At 68.2% G+C, this 20,279-nt stretch carries 19 protein-coding genes; 4 read left to right on the top strand and 15 right to left on the bottom strand.

The annotated features are described in order from the left end of the window. The first annotated feature begins 128 nt into the window (after positions 1 to 128). The 4 genes from SL003B_RS19150 to copM all read left to right on the top strand — a co-directional run bounded on the left by SL003B_RS19150 (position 129) and on the right by copM (position 5,420). On the top strand, positions 129 to 2,534 hold the full coding sequence (locus tag SL003B_RS19150) for a heavy metal translocating P-type ATPase (protein ID WP_021099112.1): 2,406 nt from the start codon (positions 129 to 131) through the stop codon (positions 2,532 to 2,534). Positions 2,535 to 2,649: 115 nt separating this feature from the next. Then, positions 2,650 to 3,162 (top strand): DUF411 domain-containing protein, encoded by a 513-nt coding sequence (locus SL003B_RS19145; protein ID WP_242390280.1) that lies wholly within the window; start codon positions 2,650 to 2,652, stop codon positions 3,160 to 3,162. Positions 3,163 to 3,327: 165 nt separating this feature from the next. After that, entirely contained in the window at positions 3,328 to 3,738 is a 411-nt protein-coding gene (locus tag SL003B_RS23435) for a hypothetical protein (RefSeq protein WP_141658977.1), read from the top strand. A gap of 131 nt (positions 3,739 to 3,869) precedes the next feature. Further along, entirely contained in the window at positions 3,870 to 5,420 is a 1,551-nt protein-coding gene (copM, locus tag SL003B_RS19140; RefSeq protein ID WP_148259347.1) for a CopM family metallochaperone, read from the top strand. Positions 5,421 to 5,937: 517 nt separating this feature from the next. Here copM and SL003B_RS19135 read toward each other — a convergent pair. The 15 genes from SL003B_RS19135 to SL003B_RS19070 form a co-directional block, all read right to left on the bottom strand. Next, the gene (locus tag SL003B_RS19135) at positions 5,938 to 7,860 is read right to left on the bottom strand and encodes a DUF2793 domain-containing protein (protein WP_013654522.1); all 1,923 of its coding nucleotides are present in this window, start codon (positions 7,858 to 7,860) and stop codon (positions 5,938 to 5,940) included. A gap of 11 nt (positions 7,861 to 7,871) precedes the next feature. Continuing rightward, positions 7,872 to 11,915 (bottom strand): baseplate multidomain protein megatron, encoded by a 4,044-nt coding sequence (locus SL003B_RS19130; protein WP_013654521.1) that lies wholly within the window; start codon positions 11,913 to 11,915, stop codon positions 7,872 to 7,874. A 9-nt stretch (positions 11,916 to 11,924) separates the two neighbouring features. Next, entirely contained in the window at positions 11,925 to 12,359 is a 435-nt protein-coding gene (locus tag SL003B_RS19125) for an NlpC/P60 family protein (protein WP_013654520.1), read from the bottom strand. Continuing rightward, entirely contained in the window at positions 12,356 to 13,240 is an 885-nt protein-coding gene (locus SL003B_RS19120) for a DUF2163 domain-containing protein (protein ID WP_013654519.1), read from the bottom strand. The genes SL003B_RS19125 and SL003B_RS19120 overlap by 4 nt, the downstream gene beginning before the upstream one ends. Beyond that, positions 13,237 to 13,446 (bottom strand): hypothetical protein, encoded by a 210-nt coding sequence (locus tag SL003B_RS19115; protein WP_041375644.1) that lies wholly within the window; start codon positions 13,444 to 13,446, stop codon positions 13,237 to 13,239. The genes SL003B_RS19120 and SL003B_RS19115 overlap by 4 nt, the downstream gene beginning before the upstream one ends. Beyond that, a complete protein-coding gene (locus SL003B_RS19110) occupies positions 13,443 to 14,087 on the bottom strand; it encodes a lysozyme (RefSeq protein ID WP_013654518.1) in 645 nt (214 codons plus the stop codon). Before SL003B_RS19110 ends, SL003B_RS19115 begins: the two co-directional genes overlap by 4 nt. A gap of 5 nt (positions 14,088 to 14,092) precedes the next feature. Next, positions 14,093 to 14,224, bottom strand: coding sequence for a hypothetical protein (locus SL003B_RS24030; protein WP_263740042.1), 132 nt, complete (start codon positions 14,222 to 14,224; stop codon positions 14,093 to 14,095). Continuing rightward, on the bottom strand, positions 14,217 to 14,567 hold the full coding sequence (locus SL003B_RS19105; RefSeq protein WP_013654517.1) for a hypothetical protein: 351 nt from the start codon (positions 14,565 to 14,567) through the stop codon (positions 14,217 to 14,219). The genes SL003B_RS24030 and SL003B_RS19105 overlap by 8 nt, the downstream gene beginning before the upstream one ends. Further along, positions 14,564 to 15,190, bottom strand: coding sequence for a DUF2460 domain-containing protein (locus SL003B_RS19100; protein ID WP_013654516.1), 627 nt, complete (start codon positions 15,188 to 15,190; stop codon positions 14,564 to 14,566). The genes SL003B_RS19105 and SL003B_RS19100 overlap by 4 nt, the downstream gene beginning before the upstream one ends. Before the next feature lie 3 nt (positions 15,191 to 15,193). Further along, the gene (locus SL003B_RS19095) at positions 15,194 to 17,629 is read right to left on the bottom strand and encodes a phage tail tape measure C-terminal domain-containing protein (RefSeq protein ID WP_013654515.1); all 2,436 of its coding nucleotides are present in this window, start codon (positions 17,627 to 17,629) and stop codon (positions 15,194 to 15,196) included. Further along, positions 17,622 to 17,840 (bottom strand): DUF7697 family protein, encoded by a 219-nt coding sequence (locus tag SL003B_RS19090; RefSeq protein ID WP_013654514.1) that lies wholly within the window; start codon positions 17,838 to 17,840, stop codon positions 17,622 to 17,624. The genes SL003B_RS19095 and SL003B_RS19090 overlap by 8 nt, the downstream gene beginning before the upstream one ends. Positions 17,841 to 17,848: 8 nt before the next feature. After that, positions 17,849 to 18,286, bottom strand: coding sequence for a hypothetical protein (locus SL003B_RS19085; protein WP_013654513.1), 438 nt, complete (start codon positions 18,284 to 18,286; stop codon positions 17,849 to 17,851). A 2-nt stretch (positions 18,287 to 18,288) separates the two neighbouring features. Continuing rightward, complete coding sequence (locus SL003B_RS19080) at positions 18,289 to 19,227, bottom strand: phage tail tube protein (protein ID WP_013654512.1); 939 nt, start codon at positions 19,225 to 19,227, stop codon at positions 18,289 to 18,291. Positions 19,228 to 19,366: 139 nt separating this feature from the next. Then, entirely contained in the window at positions 19,367 to 19,786 is a 420-nt protein-coding gene (locus SL003B_RS19075; RefSeq protein WP_013654511.1) for a hypothetical protein, read from the bottom strand. Positions 19,787 to 19,877: 91 nt separating this feature from the next. Next, complete coding sequence (locus SL003B_RS19070; protein WP_013654510.1) at positions 19,878 to 20,240, bottom strand: ArsR/SmtB family transcription factor; 363 nt, start codon at positions 20,238 to 20,240, stop codon at positions 19,878 to 19,880. Positions 20,241 to 20,279 lie beyond the last annotated feature (39 nt).

The following is a 20,279-nucleotide window of genomic DNA, read 5'->3' as shown; positions in this document are numbered from 1 at the left end:
CCCCTCGGCGGAGAACCTGCAACGGGCAATATTTCAAGCTTCCCGATCGCCTCTTGACCTTCCAGCGGTTGGAAAGCGCAGAACAGGTGAAACGCAAGCTCAGGATGAAACGCCGAGGAGGCGTGGAAATGACCAGCAAGACCGAACACGATCACCAGAAACATGCGCACGCTCGTTCGACCCACGGGCATGTGCACGATCACGCGCAAGACCATGCGGCCGCCGCGCCGGACACAGCCCACAAGGTCAAGGACCCGGTCTGCGGCATGATGGTCGATCCCCACACGACCGCGCACAAGGCCGAGCATGGCGGCCGGCCCTATTACTTCTGCTCGGCCGGATGCCGAACGAAGTTCTTGGCAGACCCGGACCGCTATCTGGATCCGGAACCGGCGACCGAGAAGGCCGAGCCGGTTCCGGAGGGGACGATCTACACCTGCCCGATGCACCCCGAGATCCGCCAGGTCGGACCGGGGTCATGCCCGATCTGCGGCATGGCGCTGGAGCCGGTGCTGGTCAGCCTGGAGGCCGGACCCAATGAGGAACTGATCGACATGACGCGCCGGTTCTGGATCGGGCTGGCGCTGACGATTCCAGTGGTGATCCTCGAAATGGGCGGCCATTTTCTTGGCCTGACTCACTATATCGGCCAACTGACCTCGAACTGGTTGCAACTGATCCTCGCAACGCCGGTCGTGCTATGGGCTGGTTGGCCGTTCTTCCAGCGCGGCTGGCAGTCGCTGGTCAACCGCAGCCTCAACATGTTCACCCTGATCGCCATGGGCACCGGGGCGGCGTGGATCTACAGCGTCGTCGCCACGCTGGCGCCCGGCATCTTTCCCGACGCCTTCCGAGAGCACGACGGCTCGGTCGCGGTCTATTTCGAGGCGGCGGCGGTCATCACCGTCCTAGTCCTGCTCGGGCAGGTGCTGGAACTGCGCGCGCGCGAGAGCACCAGCGGCGCGATCCGCGCGCTCCTGGACCTTGCCCCCAAGACCGCCCGGATCATTCGTGACGACGGCACCGAGGAGGAAGTTCAGCTCGACAGTGTGCAGGTCGGCGACCGCCTGCGGGTGCGTCCCGGCGAGAAAGTGCCCGTCGATGGCGAGGTGCTGGAGGGCCGCAGCGCCGTCGATGAATCGATGGTGACGGGCGAGTCGATGCCGGTGACCAAGGAGGTCGGCGCCAAGGTCATCGGCGGCACCATGAACCAGTCGGGCGCGCTGGTGATCGAGGCGAAGAAGGTCGGCCGCGACACCATGCTGTCGCAGATCGTCCAGCTCGTCGCCGAGGCGCAGCGAAGCCGCGCACCGATCCAGCGCCTCGCCGATCAGGTCTCCGGCTGGTTCGTGCCGGCGGTGATCCTGGTCGCCATCCTCGCCTTCGTCGCCTGGTCGATCTGGGGGCCGGAGCCGCGCTTCTCCTTCGGTCTCATCGCGGCGGTCTCGGTCCTGATCATTGCCTGCCCCTGCGCGCTGGGGCTGGCGACGCCGATGTCGATCATGGTGGGCGTCGGGCGCGGCGCGCAGGCGGGGGTGCTGATCAAGAACGCCGAGGCGCTGGAGCACATGGAGAAGGTCAACACCATCATCGTCGACAAGACCGGAACCTTGACCGAGGGCCGGCCCGCCGTCACCGCCATCGTGCCGGCGGCGGGCTTTACCGAAGGTGAGGCGCTGCGCCTTGCCGCCAGCGTCGAACGCGCGAGCGAGCATCCCCTCGCGCTTGCCATCGTTCGCGCGGCGGACGAACGCGGGATCGCGGCCGCGCCGGTCGCGGATTTCGATTCGCCCACCGGCAAGGGCGCCTATGGCACGGTCGAGGGCAAGCGCATCGCGCTTGGCAACGCAAAATTCCTCGCCGAACATGGGGTCGATGTCGCGCCGCTGGCCGATGAGGCCGACCGGCTGCGCGAGGACGGGGCGACCGCGATCTTCATGGGCGTCGATGGTCGCGTCGCGGCAATCTTTGCCATCGCCGATCCAGTCAAGCCCTCGACGCCCGAGGCGCTGGCCGCGCTCAAGGCGCAAGGCATCCGTGTGGTCATGCTGACGGGGGACAACTGGACGACGGCGAAGGCCGTCGCCCGCCGGCTCGGCATCGACGAAATCGAAGCCGAGGTTCTCCCCGATCAGAAAAGCGCGGTCGTCGCGCGGCACAAGGCGGCGGGCGAGGTGGTGGCGATGGCCGGCGACGGCGTCAACGACGCGCCGGCGCTGGCTGCCGCCGATGTCGGCATCGCCATGGGCACCGGCACCGATGTGGCGATGGAAAGCGCTGGCGTCACCCTGCTCAAGGGCGATCTCAACGGTATCGTCCGCGCCCGCCGGCTGTCGGAAGCGGTCATGGGCAACATTCGCCAGAACCTGTTCTTCGCCTTCATCTACAACGCGCTTGGCGTGCCGGTCGCGGCGGGGGTGCTCTATCCGTTCTTAGGCATCCTGCTGTCGCCGATCATCGCCGCTGCCGCCATGGCGCTGTCCTCGGTCAGCGTGATCGCCAATGCCGCCCGGCTGCGGAGGGTGAAGCTGTGATCGCCGTGCGGCATCAACAGCCGAACCCGCGCACGCACATGCCGACGTCGTGCCGCGGCAGATGCGTACCTGCTCACCCCTTCGTGCGTCGCGCCCCGACCGTGACGGCGAGACAATGCAATCCATGAAACGAGGTTTGACGATGAGAAACGATCACAACATTAGCCGGCGCACCATTCTGGCCGCTGTCGGAGTGCTGCCCTTGCTGATGTCGATGCCGGGGCGGGGACATGCCGAAGCGCTGCCGCTGGTGAGCGTCAGCAAGGATCCGTCCTGCGGCTGCTGTGACGGCTGGGTCGCGCATATCGAGGCGGCGGGGTTCCCTGTGCGGGTGGTGGAGTCCGCCGACATGGACAGCCTCAAGCAACGCCTCGGCGTGCCGGCCGATCTGGCATCGTGCCACACCGCCGAGGTGGGCGGCTATGTGGTCGAGGGCCATGTCCCCGCCGAAGCAATCCGCCGCCTTCTGTCCGAGCGGCCCGAGGCGACAGGGCTGGCCGTTCCCGGCATGCCCGCCGGTTCGCCTGGCATGGATTTTCCGGGCGTGGATCCCGAACCCTACGAAGCGTTCCTGTTCGGCCAGACCACCCGCAGCTTCGGGCGCTTCCTCGGTTCACGGGAAATCTGACACAGGCAGGCCCGACATGACCGCCCAGCTTGCGCATGATCGAAAGCAGCACCTGGCCGAGGCGACTTGCCTCCGTCAGCGGAGCGGTCTCGTCACGGCTGGTGGCGCGCGGCGGGAACGCGGCAACGCATCGGTCTCGCGGGGCACCGAGAAGGCAGGTGGCGCATGAGCGAGCGTGCACGAGTTGCTTTTCGGGCGGGGTATGGCCGATTGCGCCAGGTTGCAGTCTGCATCCTGCTGCTTGCCATCGGCGCCCTGGTTCTGCAGGCGCCGGCACATGCCGGCCCAGCCGGACACGCCATCCACCAGCAACAGAGCGCCGCCACGGCAGGCCACTGCACCCAGCATCACATGCTGGTTGACCATGGCGCTGGTTCAACTGCTGGCTGCGTCAGTGCTGACAGCGGCGTCAGTCTGGTGGACTGCTGCCAAGCCTGTCTGATCGCCGCCGTTCCCGTCGAGCCGCCGGCGTTGGGCGTATCCGCAAGTAGTGAGGTTTTTCTCTGTCTGCGCCGTAACTTCTGCGGGCGATCCCCCGCAGGAATCCTGAAGCCGCCCCGTCTGATCGCGGCGTGAGCGCCGGGAATTGTCGGGAGATCCCGAGATGTCTCCGGCCGCCCCGCGCCAACCCGAGAAACCGACGAACAGAACGGAGAACCGCGTCCGCGAATCCGGGCCGGGGCTCTCGGAACCAAAGGATGAAATCAATGAATCGAACCGTAATCGCCCTTTGCGCCAGCATCCTCTCCGGCCTGGCGGGCGCTGCCTTCGCTCAGGCCGAGCATGACACCCACCACCCGGCAACCCCGCCCGCACAGGCGGAGCAGGTGCCCGCGCCGACGCCTCCCACAGGCCACATGCCCCACATGCAGGGCATGACCGGCATGCAAGGGATGATGCCCGAGCAGTGCCGGGCCATTATGCAGGCCATGACTCCTGAATGCATGGGCGCGATGCAGCAGATGATGCAGGGCGGGATGATGGCCACGCCGCACGCCGAGGCGGCTCCGGCGAATGAAAGCCTTCCCGACTTCACTCGGGCCAATATCGAGGCCATGGATGCGATGCACGGACCGATGATGGACGGCGTCATGGCCGACGATCCGGATGTCGCCTTCGTCCGGGGCATGATCCCGCATCATCTGGGTGCGATCGACATGGCCAGGATCGTCCAGCAATATGGGGACGATCCGCAAACGAAAGAATGGGCCGCCCAGATCATCGCGGCGCAGGAGCGCGAGATCGCCGAAATGCAGGCCTGGCTGACGGCGAATGCCGGCGAGGCGTCGGCACCCTTGGGTCAGACAGGTGGAACCGTCTATTCCGCCAATGAAGGCGGCAACTCGATCAGCGCCATCGACCTCGGCACCGGAGCGGTCGACACCGTCTCGATCCCGGTCGCTCCTCACAACGTCGATCTGACCCCCGATGGCAAGCTGCTGTTGGCGGTTGGCGAGCCTGCTGCCGGCGGAGATCATGGCGCGGACGGGCACGGGCATGGCGCGGAAGGCGCGGCCGAGGGTCTGCTGGTCATTTTCGATCCGCAGAACATCGCCGCGCCCAAGGCGACCGTCGCCGTGGGCTCCCACCCGGCGCATGTTGTTGCGGACCGGCTGGGGCGCGCGTTTGTCGCGCTGTCGGGCGGCGACGAGATCGCGGTGGTTGATCTCGAAAAGGCCGAGGTCATCGGGCGCATTGCGACGGGCGACTATCCGCACGGCCTGCGGCTTAGCCCGGATGAAACCGAGCTCTATGTGGCCAATGTCGAGGACGGATCCGTGTCCGTCATCGACACGCAGGCGCTCTCCGAGGTTGCGCGCATTCCGGTGGGCGCAGCGCCGGTCCAGGTCGGCTTCACGCCTTCGGGCGCTCAGGTCTACGTCTCGCTTCGGGACGAAAACCGTGTGGCGGTCATCGACACCTCTACCCGCGAGGTGACGGACAGGATCGATGTCGGGCCGAATCCGATCCAGATGTTCGCGACCCCGGACGGAGCCTATGTCTATGTGGCCAACCAGGGCACCGACGCGGAGCCGAACGACACCGTGTCCGTGATCGACACCGCGACGGGTCAGGTGGTGAAAACCCTCACCACCGGTGGCGGCGCACATGGCGTCTCGGCATCGGCGGACGGTGCCTTGGTGTTCGTGACCAACATCGCCGATGACAGCGTGTCGATCATCGACGTCGAGAGGCAGGAAGTGGTGAGCACGGTGCCGGTCGGCGATCGTCCGAATGGCATCGTCTACGGCGGATGAGCCGTTGAGCAATCGGCGCCGGGGATCTCTCCGGCGCCAGTCGTCGGCCGGGGACTGAGCGCGACTCCCGGCCGCCGTCGAAGATCTTGAACTTGATGATGATGCCGGTCAGCAGCGCCAGCACTACGCCGGCCGAGATCCCTGCACGCTGTCGGGGTGCTGCTCGCGCTGCTTGCCCCGCCGCTGCAGCGAGCAGCAATCCAATGGTCTGGTCGTGGGTATTGGGGCTGAATCGGCTGCAATTGACTGAGCTGCTTGGCGCGACAAGTTCACAACTTGTCACTGCTGGCATCGGTGAAGCCTAGAAGGTGCAGGGTGCACAATTGTGCCCATCGCCGCACGGGACAGATGTGGCATTGCCGTGCCACCATTCCGGCGCAGCGAATCCCTGCCGCTCTTTGAATCTGTGAACCTGTGATCCGGGCCGGGCGTGTCGCTCCGGTCGAGGCGTCTGGCGCTTCCCGATGCGATGCCGCCCGGCCCGGCATTCACACACGCTGGCGTTCATGCCTGCAGATCAAAAGTCCGTCTCGACATAGACCCCGGCGCAGTCATAGGCGACGGCGGCGGCCGTTGCGCCGGTGTTGAGGAAGAGCCGCGGCGACAGGAACTGGGTTGCGGCGGGCAGATCGGCGCTGATCTCCTGTTCGAAGACTGCGCCGGAGACCTCGTCGACGACCCGCACCCAGACGGAGCTGCCATTCGGCGGGGCGGCGATGTAGAGGGTCAGCACGCCGCCGGTGGCGATGGCGAAGCTCGCCCCCATGTCGGTCTGCGTCGGGGCCCCGGTTCCATCGTTCGCGACCAGCTGCCATCGGGTGTGCGTGCCGCGCTGGAAGCCGATGCCGATGCAGTTCACCACGGCGGCCAAGGTCAACGTCGTCGCCAGCGCGGCCGTGGATCCGTAGAGACCGAAGAACCCCATCCCGGTCGCCTGCAGGGTCGTCAGCGACAGCCGCGTGACAAAGGTCCAGCCGCCAAGCCCCGCCGCATTGCCGCGCCAGCAGGCCCAGCCTGCGGAGCGCTGATCCGCCACTGAGTCAACGACTGCCGCCGAGGTCAGTCGCCAGCGTCGCATGGAGGTGGCGAGGTTCGTTGCGGCCAGTGCGGGCGTGGAAACGGTGCCGACCGAGGTGATCGGCAGGCCTTCGCTGTTGATCGTGGTGCCGGTAGAGGGCGACCAGTTGGCGATGCGGTTCACCCCGAAGTGGGGTTGCAGCGGGAAGTCGCGGCCGGAGGGACGCATCACGTCGATCCACGGCGCCCCGGCGCGGCTGCGGGCGTAGATGGCGGCCTTGCCTGCGGGCGGCGGAGGCGGGGCGGCGGCCAGTCCCGGCAGGACCGTGGGCTGCGGCAGTTCCACCTGGCCGCTGGTGCGGTCGATCCGGATCGCATCAAAGAAGGTCGAGCCATCCGGGCTGACCTTGAAGCTGAAGTCGTCACTGCCGAGAAGGCCGATCAGCGCGCGGGCGGAAAAGCCCGTCTTGAAGGCAAAGGCCGCATCGTTCCCGGCCGCCGCTTTGTTGACCGTGGCCTCGATCCCGGCCCCGGCGTTGTTGAACAGGAGCGCTGGGGTGTTGACCGAAACCCGATTGTAACTGTCTGCCGTTGCCCCGCCGAGGCCGAGCAGCTGCGCAGTCAGGTTGGCCTGGGGCATGCCGACCTGCGTGACGGCATTGGCGAAGGTGACCATCGGCGTGTTGATGACGGTCGTGCCCCCGGCCCCGGCGGTGGCCGAGCCGATGTTGACGACGGTGGTCGATCCGGACGCGCCGCCGACTCCGATGTTCACGGTCTTTGTGACCCCGGTCGTCGTCGCGCCGGTGCCCAGCCCATAGGTCGCGGTGCCCGTCGCCGTGCCGATGGTTGCGGTCGCGGCGGCGACCGTGACCGTGCCTGAGGCGGTCAGTGAGCCCGAGAAGGTCTTGTTGCCGGTGAAGGTCTGGGTGCCCGCCAGGATCGCCAGCTCCGAGGAGGTGTTCGGCAGGGTGAAGCTGCGGGTGGTCCCTGCGCTGATCCCTGCCAGCGAGAAGGTGGCCTTCTTCGTGGGATCCGCATCGTTCACCAGGCTGAACACCGCATCGGACACGTCGCGGGGCTCGCCCACCACCTCCCAGGCCGCGCCGGTCCAGACGAGGAACAGCCCCTCGGCCGCGATCCAAGTGATCCAACCGGGGCGCGGCACGAGGCGGATCCACGCGCCATCGATCCAGAAGGCGATGTTCAGGTCCCAACCGGCCCAGAGGCCGGTGGCTCCCGAGGCCACCAGATGCCGGTCCCCATCGGCGGGGCTCGCTGGCGGCGCGGTGCGCGTGCGGTCGAGCACCGACAGCTGCACCATGGCGTCCAAGAGGCGCAGGGCCTCATTGTGGGTGACATGCTTCTGCGCCTGAGCCGCCAGCAGATACGGCAGTCCCAGATGGGTCGTGGTGTCGGACATGGGTCGTCCCTTCAGAACAAGAGGGTCACAGTCGCGGGCGTGCCGCGGCCGAGGCGGTTCGAGAGCTGGTAGATGCGGATCGCCAGCGTCTGACCGGGGCCAAGCGGCGTGCCCCAATCGGCGGTCTGCTGGGCGGCGGTGTAGAGGACGGAGGTCGTGATGCTGGTGAGCGTCCTCTTGACCAAGGCCCCGTCGATGATCTGGATGTCGTAGCTCTCAGAATCCTCAGCCAGCGGCACCTCGACCTGTTCCCAGGCATCGGCCACCAGCGCGCGCGACCGCCGCGTCCAGCGGAGGATCAGATCGCCCGGGTTGCGCGCCGCGCGCCATGGTTGTTCGACATGAACCGGGGCAAAGGGCACAAGGCCGCGCCCGGTCGGCGTGAAGCTCTGCGCCACATAGGTCTCGTCGCTGACCGGGCGGCTCGCCGGGCCGATGCGCCAGTTCCAGGGGAGCCCGAGATCGGCCTCGGCGATCGGCAGTGGTGCCAACGAGGCGTCCAGCACCACGACGCGGGCACCGGCGGGCGCCGGGTTGCCGATGGCGGCCTCGGTCCCGCGCTGGCCGCGCAGGAGCCGGGTCAGGCGATAGCGACCGGGGGCCAGCAGTTCGGCCACGCCCGCCTGCACGATCTCCCAGACACTCGGTGCGCTCTCGATGGCGAGCGCGTTGGCGCCGCCGAACAGCGCCAGATCCGTGACGCTCTCCAGCGTGCCGGTCAGCAAGTCGACCACCAGCGCGTTGCCGAGGTCGAAGCGCGAGGTGGGCCCGGCGTAGAAATCCGAGATCAGCGTGCCGATCCGGGCGCGCGCGCCGAACGTGGCCAGCAGCTCGAAGCCGTCGGTCGAGGGGCTGCGGAACACCGCCATCTCGCCGGGCCATGGCACGGCATGGGCGGCGATGAGCGGCCGATGCGCGGGCTGGTTCTCGAAGAGCTGCGGCAGGTCCAGCAGCAGCGCCTCCGGCGCGCCGAATACTACTGCTCGCGTCAGAGAGGCCGCTCGGGGATCGCCGGGCGGCAGGTCGTAGGCGGCGCGGTCCTGGCGGACAGCCTCGATCCCGCGCGCCTCGGCATCGGCGACCGAGACGAGGCGGAATTCGACCTCACGTCCGTCATGCGCCAGCCGGATCACGTCGGCGGGATCAAGGGCGAGACACGAGGGCGGCAGGCGAAAGGTGGCGCTTTCCCGACCGATCCATGCCTCCATCAGCGCCCGGCGGCAGCGGCGTTCGACCTCCTCGGGCGGGATCGCCATCGGGAAGCTCTCGGAGGCGATGCGCGTCGTGTCGACCGTGATGCGCCGCGCCTCGACGAGGGCGGCGTCGTAGTCCTCGTCGGCGCGGGCGACCTGCCACTTCAGGGCTTGCGGCAGTTCGGTCTCCTGGCCGCGGGTCAGTTCCAGCGCCTCGCCCTCGCGGCTGGCGACAAGATTGTCGATGGCCAGTATGGCGACGGAGGCCCGGCCGCGCATCACGAAGCGGATCACGCCCTCGGTCTCCGCCGCGTCGAAGCCGAAATGCCGCGCCAGCGTGGAAATCGAGGCGCGCGGGCTTTCCAGCGCGCCGATGACATAGCCCTCGACCGCGCCCCAGAGGCCAGAGACGTCGATCAACGCCTCATCAAGCCCAGCGCGCAGGCAGAGGTGGCGCACGAGGGCCGCCAGCGACACCGCCCCAAGCCGCCCGGTCAGCCAGTGCCCGAGCCGCCAGTTCGCGCCGTCGGTCCAGACGTCGGTCAGCGCCGGAAAGAACGGATAAGGCCGCGCGTCCCAGGTCCAGGCGGCGCATTCGGGGACATGCACCATCCGGCCGCCGTAGACCGAAGACAGCGGGTTGTTCGCGGCTTCGCCCCACCAGAGCCAGGTGGCTTCCAGATAGGCGCGCTGGATCGCGTCGTCCCGCCAGCCGCGCGAGAAATGCGGCGTGAAGCTCTCGGACGATTTCGGGTTGAAGAAGACATTGGGCTGGTTGGTGCCGCGGTCGATGGCCGGGCAGCCAAGCTCGGTGAACCATATCGGTTTCGACTGCGGCACCCATGCCGTCGGCGTGCCGCTTTCGACCCCGCCCGGGCGGTTGAAATGCGGGTTCGACCACCAGGCGCGCAGATCCTTGTAACGGAAGACCCAAGGCTTTCCCGCTGCACCATCGGTGATCGGCGTTCGCACCTGAGCCGACCGATCGGCGGCGCTGGCGTAGAACCAGTCGAAGCCTTCGCCACCCGCGATGTTCGCCTGCAGATACGCCCGATCGTAGATCGCGGGCCAGCCATCGGCGGCGTCGAGATGGTCGAACCCGTCCCGCCAGTCCGACAGCGGCATGTAGTTGTCGATCCCGACGAAATCGATCTCCGGATCGGCCCAGAGCGGATCGAGGTGGAAGAACACGTCGCCGCTGCCATCGCTCGGCTGGTGCCCGAAATATTCCGACCAGTCGGCGGCGTAGCCGAGCTTGGTGCCTCCCCCGAGGATGGACCGGACATCGGTGGCCAGATCCCGATAGGCCTGCACCGCCGGATAGCTGCTGGCGCCCGAGCGGATGGTGGTCAGCCCCGGCATTTCGGAACCGATCAGGAAGGCATCGACGCCCCCGGCCGCTTTGCACAGATGCGCGTAGTGCAGGATCATCCGGCGCAACGACCATTCCCCGACCGGCCCGGTCCAGTTGATACTGGTGCCTGACACGCTGAAGTTCGCGGGTGTCGCCGTGCCGAACAGTGCCGACACCTGCGTGGCAGCGGGGGCGGTCTTGTCCACCGACCCTGCAAAACCCGCAGCCGGGGAACAGGTGATCCGCCCCCGCCAGGGGAATGTCGGCTGGCCCAAGGCCGCGGCATTGGCGCTGTAGGGATTGGGCTTCATGTTGCCGGGTGGGACGTCCAGCAGCAGGAAGGGATAGAAGGTCACCCGCAACCCGCGTGCCTTCATCTCCTGGATCGCCTGCACCACCGCGAAATCCGAAGGGGTGCCGCCGTAGACCGGACGATCCTCGGCATCTCGGCTGACCAGAAACGCGTCAGCACGGCTGACGCCGTTCACGACCCATGCCGACGGTGTCGTGGTCTTGGCCGCAACCTCGACGCCCGGCCGCACCTTGCAGTTTCCGGCGCGCAGATCATCGCCAAACCAGGCCACGACGAGGCTGACGCTTTCGACAGCCGGGGCCATGGCCTGCAGCCGATCAAGGGCCACGACGATGTCAGCGGTGTCGGTGATCGCGTTCAGGTTCTCGGCCACAGTCGCGCCGCCAGCGCCGGTGGTCTTCTTGACAGGCGCGGTGGCATAGCTGAATTCGCCCGAGGCCGGGATCATCGTCACCGCCTTGACCAACCCCTCGGCGGTGTCCGGGTCAGCGAGCGGCCGGAATACCTCGAACGACAGCTGCGGCAGGCGGTTGCCGTAGGTCGCAAGCGGCAGCTCCTCGAAGACGACATAGGCGGTCCCGCGATAGGCCGGGGTGTTGGCCGCGCCCATCTTCGCGGCGATGAACGGATCGGCCGCCTGCGCCTCGTCGCCGGGATACCAGCGCCAGGTGACGCCCGAGAGGTCCATCGGCTTGCCGTCGGCCCAGATACGCCCGATCCCGGTGATTCCCCGCCCTGCCGGGCCTGCTCCGCCTCCATTCTCTCCACCGGAGAGAATGGTCCCTGCGGGACCGGCTTCGGAGCCTTCGCACAGCGCCACGGCAAAGCTTGCATAGTACAGATACTCGGTGGTCTTGACCTTGCCGCCCCCGCCACCCTTGCCGCCGCCCTGCGTGGTGGTCTTCGTCTCCTCGCGGAAATCCGTCGCCCAGATGATGTTGCCGCCCATCCGCATCCGACCATAGAGCCGCGGGATGACCGCGCCTTCGGTGGCCGAAGTGATGCGCAGCGTGTCGAGCCGCGCGCCCTCGATGCGCTGCGTCGGCGCCAGCGACGAGATGATCCAGCTGTCCACGACCGAGCCTATGGTCGAGCCGATGAAGCCGCCGATGGTCGCGGCGCTGACGCCGAGGATCGCGCCGCCGATCGACCCGCCAATGGCGGCGCCGGCCGCGCCGAGAACGAGGGTGGCCATGTCGGGGTCTCAGCGTTGCGGGAACAGGAAGGCGAAGGCGATGCGCCGCCGCCAGGATGGGGTGAGCGGTTCCTCAATCACGCCGAGCCGCTCGTAGGCGTGGAGGAAGGAGCCGGGCCCGGTGAGGATCCCGACATGCTTGGCAATGGCGCGCGACGTCATCCGGAACAGCACCAGCGCGCCGGGACCGGCATCGGCTGGGGCGATCTCCGGCATCATGCGGCGCGCGCCCTCGGCCAGCACCTCGCGCGGGCCGGTCTCGCCCCAGTCCCGGCTGTAGGGCGGGATCGGGAACGGCTCGGGGCCGACGACATCGCGCCAGACGCCGCGGGCGAGCCCGAGGCAATCACAGCCGACGCCCTTGAGGCTCGCCTGATCATGGTACGGCGTCCCGAGCCAGGACCGTGCCGCCGCGATGACTTTGTCGGGATCGGCGGTGTTCACAGCACGCCCCCATCATGGCCACCATCCTTCGTCGCATAGCGCAGGACGGCGTCCTGGCCGGGGATATGCGGAAAGCCTCGGAAACTGGTGGTATTGGCGAACTTCGCCCCGCAGGTCTCGATCCGCTTGTCGCAACCCGCACGGATGGTGAAGGCGTCGCCCTCGTTGATGGCCCGCACCGGCGCTTCGAGCAGGGTCAGCAATGCGATGCCGTCCGTCACGTCGTGGCCCAGCACCTCGGTGCGCCGCCCCGCGTTTGCGCCGCTGGTCCAGTCCAGCGTGCCGAAGGTGAACCATCCGGAACCGAAGCCACCAAGCCCCGACGCGGTGAAAGCCCGGTCGCGCAGGAGATCGATGACGGTGCCTGTTCCCTTGAAGGCCGGGTCCTCCAGATCGACGCCGCAGCGCGCATCGCCGAGCGCGGCATCGCAGGTCGCTTGGAAAGTCCGCCCCACCGTCTGGCCGAGGACATGGGCGAGCGAGCGCACCTCGGCGACGAAGGCCAGCCGCCCGCGCCGGATCTGGCCGATGGCGCCGCGCCGCATCAGCACGCGTTGCGACGTGTCGGCCCAGTTCACCCGCCAGACTTCGACCTCGGCATTGTCCCAGCGGCCATCGAGGATGTCGGTCTCGGTGATGCGGTCCGAGGTCAGCACGCCTTCCGCGTCCTGCGCATCGACCGACAGGTCCGAGCCCGAGCGCACCTCGGACGCCGTCAGCCCGCTCTCGGGTTCGAAGTCCGTGCCATCGAAGCTGAGCGTGCGGTCGTGATCGGTGAAGCCGAAGGTGACGCCATCGGCCCGGGTGATCCGCCAGCACCAGGCGAGCGTCGTCGTGCCCTCGTCGAGATGGGCCTGAAGCTCGGGCGAGAGGGATTTCACTTCCGCCCCCAGCCGCGAAGCAACGCCAGAGAGGCCAGCGCGGACGAGACGACACCGCCGCCAGCGCCGGTCAGCGCGTAGATGTTGAAGGGCCTCAAGTCGAAGGTGCCGGTCGCCAGATCGAAATCCGCCAGCCCGGCCATCGCCAGACCAGAGGCCGCCAGACAGGCAAGGTAGATCAGCCCACGCGCAAGGTTCCAGTTCATGATGTTGCCTTTCCTTTGAAGTGGTCCAACAGCCTCCGCCACCACGGCGGAGCGACAACGGATTGCGTCGGCACCGACGCAGTCGACGGCCGAAGTAGCGCCAGCGCCTCGTTCTCGGTCAGACGCCGGATCGGTCGCGAGAAATCGACCCGGCCGTTGCGGTCGACCGACCAGACCGGGATGGTGCCGGCGGGATAGCGGCCCGTGGCGAAGAGGTCGCGCTCGGCCTCACGCCGCGCTTGGATCGCGGCGGGTTTGAGCCAGCCCATGAAAGCCGCTGCAGCTGCAACCCGGTCGCCCGCGTTCAGGTGCCGGGTCAGCGCAGCCTTGGCGATGCCGCCTGTATTGTAGTGAAACGAAACCAGCGCATCGAACTCGTGCGGCTTGAGCGGCACCTTCACGGCGCGCAGGACGGCGGCCTCGTAACGCGCGAGGTCGGCGCGGGAGACCCCAAAAGCCTCGCGGATCCCTGCATCTAGATTGGCGGGCATGCCGCGCGGCATCGCGGCCGGATCGGGTGCCCCGGCAGCGGCGGTGTGGCCAATGCCAAAGGTCCAGACCTGTTTCACATCACGGTAGGGTCCGGGCACGATGCCTTCGTGCCGGACGAGGGCCAGAAGGCCCCGGTCAGTCATCTGCATGGAAGTTACCCCAGAAGCGAGAGGATCAGGATCAGCGCGGCGACGGCGATGCCGATGCCCAGGCGGTGGCGGAAGGCCTGGCCGGGATCGGCCGGGTCGCAGCGCAGGGAGCGCGCGAGACGGAGAAGGTCATGCATCGCCATCGCCTTTCCCGACATGGCGCAGACGGGCGAGCAGCACCTCGATGAAGGCAGGTCCGAAGACGCCGACCAGATAGGCGGCCGATCCGGCCGCGCCCCCGGCCGGGATCGCCTCGGGCGGCAGGCTGAGCCAGCGGGTGATGATCGCCATCGACAGGCTCCCCATCCCGGCCGCGATCAGACCGCCGAGCAGGATGTGGCGCAGCGCGTCGCGCAGCCGCATCTTCGTGGTCAGCGCATTGGTCGCGCCCCCGAGCGCGCCCCAGGCGGCGAGGATCACGGCGGTAGAGGCGAGCAGTTCCTTCAGCGCCGCCGCCAGAAATCCGGTTTCGTCATTCATCGTCGGATCTCCAGAAGCGGGATGGAGGTGATCGAGCCAAGCCGCTCGAGGTCGAGCGTCACGTCGAGCGCGTCGGTGTCGAAGCGGACCGGGACATCGAACTCGAAGCCTGCGGTGACCGCGACGCCAGAACCCGGCGCGGTGGTGAAGGTGATGACGCCGGTCGTGGTATCGACGGACCAGCCGGACGCTTGGGGCGCGCTATTCAAGGCGACCGCGACCGAACCTGCGACCGGCTTGGCGATGGTCCGCACCCATGTCTGGCTGCCCGAGGCGTAGCGCTTCGCCAGCTGGAAGGCGGTCGTCGCGCCATTGCCGGTGCCGATCGACTGATCGGTCGGCGAAGGCGTGCCCGAGGGCAGGCAGGATTTGTGATCGCCCCAGTCCTTGAACCGGAAGCCATGGAGGCGACCGTTCCTCGCCTCGAAGAAGGCCACGACCGCCGCCAGATCGTCGGCGCGTCGGATGCCGTAGGCGACGTCGTAACGGCGGCGCGAGTTGGCCCAGCTGGCATTGCGTTCCTCGTCGCCCGAGGCCAGCTCGACGATTTGCGTGCGCCGCTCGGGCCCACCGCGCGCGCCTCGGCTAATGTTGTCCGGGAACCGGACCTCATGGAACGCCATGGCTTACATCCCCCTCCGCCCGAGCGAGACCGCCCGTGCGATGTCCGCCGCGACCTGCGTCCGGGATTGCCTGAAACTCTCGGCGTCGCGGGCCATGATGGTGACGTTGACCCCGCCGCTCGTGCCGTAGCTCTGCGCCTCGCGGCGCGAGAGGACCCGTTCGCCCCTTTGCAGGATTGCAGGCACTTCGTCATGGCGAAGACCGACCGCAGCGCCTGAATGCATCCGGGGCGCGGCGGCGAAGGCCATGGCCGGGACCATGCGCGAGGGGCCGGACGATCCGACGATGCCGCCCGCGTGCAGGATATTGGCGAAGATCCCGCCCGCGCCGCCAAGCGCGCCCGAGAGCGCGTTAGCGATGGGGCCGAGGATGAAGCGCCGCGCCGCCAGTTTCGCGAGGTCCGCGATAAGCGAGGTCACAAGATCGCGGAAGTTAAGCTTGCCGGTCTTCACGAACTCCCCGACTGCGTCCTCGGCCGATTGGAATGCGCTGACGAGGCTCTGGCCGATATCGCCGCCGATCTCTCGGGCCCGGCTGGCATAATCCGAGAGCGCCGCCGTCACCGCCCGCCATCCGGTCAGCCCATGCTCCGCCCCTTCGCCAGCGGCGGTTCCGGCATCGCGGGCAGCACCTCCGGCGCCGTTTGCCGAGGCGGCGGTGTCGTTGAGCCCGGCCGCGAGTGCATTGGCGGAGGTCGCGGCGTCTGTCAGCGCTGTTTCGGACTCCGTGCCGGAAGCCGACACGGCATCCTTCAGCGCTTGCCAAGCGGCGAGCGGCCGGGTCGCGGCATCGGTCAACATACCCGCGGCCTCGCGATAGGCATCGGCGCGGGCGCGCGCATCATCCGCCATTGCGCCGAGACCGAGATCGGGCGGTGCGATATAGGTCCGAGCAAGCGCCGCCGAGAACGCATCGGCCGCCGCCGTACCCGCCGCCGTCGCGGCCCCCTCGAACGGATTGTCGATCCGGCTCAGGTCCACCGCATCGAGCGTGCCGATCCGCACGCCGCCTTCGCCGGTCGCCCATTCAGGCAGCAGGGCCAGCGCGGCGTTCAGGGTCTCGATGAAGCTGTTGATGCGGGTGACGACGCCGTTCAGCATGGCCTCCACCCCGCCGATCAGACCGTTCGCGGCCTGGTAGGCGAAATCGCCGATAGCCCCCGGCAGGCTGCCCCAGATCGCCACCGCGCCGTCATAGGCCCCTTGGAAGGTCGCGACGGTGTGATCCCCGAAACCCACGACGCCTGCGACGGCGCCGTCGAGCGCCGAGAGCGCGGCGGCCTTCAGCCCTTCCCATCCCGCCGCCATGCGGGCCAGCGCGGCGTCGAGCGCGAGCCCGATGCGCGACCAGACCTCGGAGGCCAGATCGGAGAGCAGCCGGAACGCTTCGCCGGCCCCGCCCACGCGGGCGACGATTTGGGAAAGTTGATAGATCAGCTCCCCGACGCCGACGATCAGAGCGCCGATGCCGGTGCGGATCAGCGCCCCGCGCAACACGACGAGCGCGGTGGCCAACCCACGGACCGACAGCGCGGCGGCGGCCAGCCCGGCGACCCAGCGGCCCGCGAGGAAGGTCGCGAAGGTCACGGCATAGGTGGTCAGGCGGCCGATATTGTCGAAGAGACCGCGAATGGCGATACCAAGCGGGCCGGTGCGGCTGGCGATGGCGGCCATGGCGTTGGCGACCGCTTCCAGCGCGGGGGCTGCGGCGACGGCGAGCTGGTTCGACAGCCCGCGCCAGATCAGCCCGAGGCGCGAGATCGCGTCGTTCGTGCGCTCGATCTGGTCAGCGTCCTGTTCGGAAACGACGACGCCGAAGGCGAGGACGTCCTCGGTCGCCTGGCGCAGCGCCGCGGTGTCGATGCGCGACATGGCGATGGAGCCTTCCTCGCCGAAAAGCTGTCCCGCCACGGCCGCGCGTTCGGCGGCGGGCACGAAGCTCTCGATCGCCGCGTTGATCGCGCCGACGCGCTGGTCCAGCGGCAGCGCGATCAGGTCGTTGGCCGAAAGACCCAGCCGGTCGAGCGCGTCGGCCGCGGGACCGCTCCCGGCGGCCGCCTGGCTGAGACGGCGGGTCAGGTCCTTGGTGGCCTGCTCGATCCCGGACATGGACACGCCCGCCAGCTCGCCCGCGCGCTCCAGCGTCTGGATCGAGGCGACGGTGGTTCCCAGCGACTGCGCAAGCTTCGCCTGCGCATCGACGGTCTGGAGGCCCGATTGGATCATCGCCACGCCAGCAGCGGCGGCAGCTGCCACGGCCGCTGCGGCGGCCACACGCGCCCGCCGCGAAAAGGCCGCGAGCCGGGTGTTCGCCGCTTCCATCTCCCGGCTGAGCCGTCCGAAACCTCGCGCACCGGCTTCGCCGACGCCTTCCAGTTCGGCGCGCACCTGCCGACCACCGACCGCCGCAAGGCGGACGCTGACGCGTTTTTCAGCCATTGGGGCGTTCCATCTGTTCGTTGAGTTTGGCGACCATCACCGCTTCGATGACGGGCAGCAGTTCGGCCATGGCGAGCGGCGGCACGCCGAGGGCGTCACCGAGCGCTAGCGCCGCCGACATGTCCCAGCCGATCACCGCACCGGGCAGGACGCGCAGTTGGCCGCCGAGACGGCCGACCAGGTCCCAGACCTGCCAGCCTTCATGCGTCATTGGTCGGTTCAGCCGCGCCGGGCAGCCTTCGCACGCAGTTTGGCAGGCGTCGCAGTACCGCTCGCCCCCGCCGAAGGACCATTCGGCGAGAGCGCGGAGGAGTTTTTTTCCTGTTCCAGCAACAGGCCCTTCGAGACGTAGGTCAGCTGGAAAGCCTCGAAGATCGGCCAGATGTCGAGCAGCGCGTCGATGGCCTCAGGGTTGGGATCGATCGGCTTGCCGTCCGCATCGCCGATACCCTCCCAGGCGAGCACCGCCCGCCGCGCCAGCGCCTTGGCGAAGGCGACGGCACGTTCCTCGTCGGAAGCCTCCTCGGACACCGCTTCGACGGCGGCATCGCTGCGCGTTGCCACCATCAGCGCGGTCGTCAGTGGGCGCAGCTGCACGCGCACACCGGGGGCGAGGTCATGCCAGCGGGGCGCATTGGTCAGGTCGAGCGTCAGCATTCTCAGTATACCTCGATGTCGTTGATCAGGGTTGCCGTGCACATACGGCCGACCACACTGTCGCGCGCGGCCTGCCAGTCGAAGGTCGCCTGCACGCCCTGCGGCCCAGAAATCTCGATACGCGGGCGCGGCAGGTAGACGGCGTGCACGGTGAAGGTGAAGCTCTCGCCGGACGGCAGGACGTAGGCGAACTCGAGCTCGCACGGATCGCCGTTGATCGCCTGCGTCACCAGTGTGCTGTCGGCGAACCGGACCTCGATGGAGCCGGTGAGCGCCGCGATGGACGGATCCGCGCCGTCGATCCGACCATCTGAGCGGATGGTCTCGATCCGGTCGAGGTTGTTGGCATAGGTGATGTCAGCCGAGACAACGCTCCCGAGCGCCGAGCCGTTGCGCGTGATCGACCCGTTGAAATGGCCGAACCGCTTCAGTTCCAGCGCGGCAGGCGTCCCGGCGCTGGTGGTCGTAGCCACCGTCTCGCCCTGTGCCACCAACCGGGCGGTTGCGGTCAGCAGGCCAGACCGCTGCATCTGCCAGTTGATCTGGTCGAGCACGCAGCCGGAATACATGGCGTAGCGCGGCACCTCGGGCATGCCGGTCTCGATGGAGAGGCTCGGCAGCGTCCAGGACCCGGACTGGAACTCGTGCGTCCAGGGGCCGGTGCCCGTGGTGGTCGGCGCGCCGAAGGCCGCCTTCAGCCAGAAGCCGAAGGCCTCGGCGTCGAGCGGCACGACGACGTCGCCGTCGGCCGTCACCGCATCCTTGATCGGCGCCAGCGGATCGCGGCCGTAGCCCAACAGCTCCGAGTTCAGCAGCGGCTGCTCCGCCCCGAGCGTGGTGCTGGCAAAGGGCATCTTCGTGAAGCCGCCTGCGGGCGGCGTGCCATAGACGGTCTCGAACGCAAGCGCCATCTGCGCCCGCGCCCCCTGGGCTCGTGCCATGGTGTTCTCCTCGGGTTGTCGGGATCAGCCGAGCGGATCGGCCGTGGAATAGTGCAGCACCACAGGGAGTGAGGCGGATCAGATGACAGTCCAGTGGACTGTCGTCCCGCCGAACGCGGCCTTCAGGCTGGCCGCAGGTTCACCCAAGCGGATCGTCAGTTGAATAATGCAAGACGACCGGAATGACCGCCGCCTTCAGGCTGGCCGCGCCCTCGACCGGCAGGTCTACGGGGCGCGGGGCTTCCGCCTCGACCCAGTCGCAGAGCCCGCCAAGCGTGCGGTCGGCGGCGAGCGCCGCGCCGATGCTGGCGGTCAGCCTGTCGAAGTCGGCGTCCCGATCGGCGCCCTGCACGACCGCCTCGATTTCGGCGCGGTGCTGGTAGTGGTAGCGCAGAGGCGAGAGCGTCACCTCCGGCTCGCCCGGTTCGCCGTCCCGCAGGATCAGGAGCCCGGCGGCGGGCACGCGCTCGGACAGAACCTCGCCGCGCAGGGTTGTGGCAGGCACCGTCAAAAGACGTGCGTGCAGCGCCGCCAGCGTGGCCTCGCGTGTACTGGGCATGATGTCACCGAAGAAAATCCGAATGGCACAGCACCGGGCGTCGTCGCCCGGTCTTGATCGTAGGCCAACGACGGCGGACGTCCGCCGTCGATCAGACCGTGCCCGTTCCTTTGAAATTCTCGCACGAGTCAACGCCCCGAGCGGTCCCGGCCAGGAGGTCGTCGGCCAGCCTCATCAGTTCGTCCAAGCGCGGATCGCTCAACCGATACCGGACGAACCGACCGTCCGGTTCTCCGACAACCAGCCCGCATTCGCTCAGGCACCGCAGGTGGTTTGAGGCGTTCGACTGCGACAGGCCGGTGGCGCCAACGATCTCCCCAACCGAAAGCGGGCCGTCACGCAGAGCGGCCAGAATCGACATGCGCGAGAAGTCAGCCAAGCCGCGGAAAAGCTTCGCCCGCAACTCGACGACTTGAGCATCAGCCTGCTGAAGGATTCCGGTCTCGCTCGACATATCAGTCTGCAATGATATATAGCCTCGTCTGTCCACGGA

It is taken from the genome of Polymorphum gilvum SL003B-26A1 (assembly GCF_000192745.1).
GTDB lineage: Bacteria > Pseudomonadota > Alphaproteobacteria > Rhizobiales > Stappiaceae > Polymorphum > Polymorphum gilvum.
This window is presented reverse-complemented; position numbering and strand designations above follow the sequence as displayed.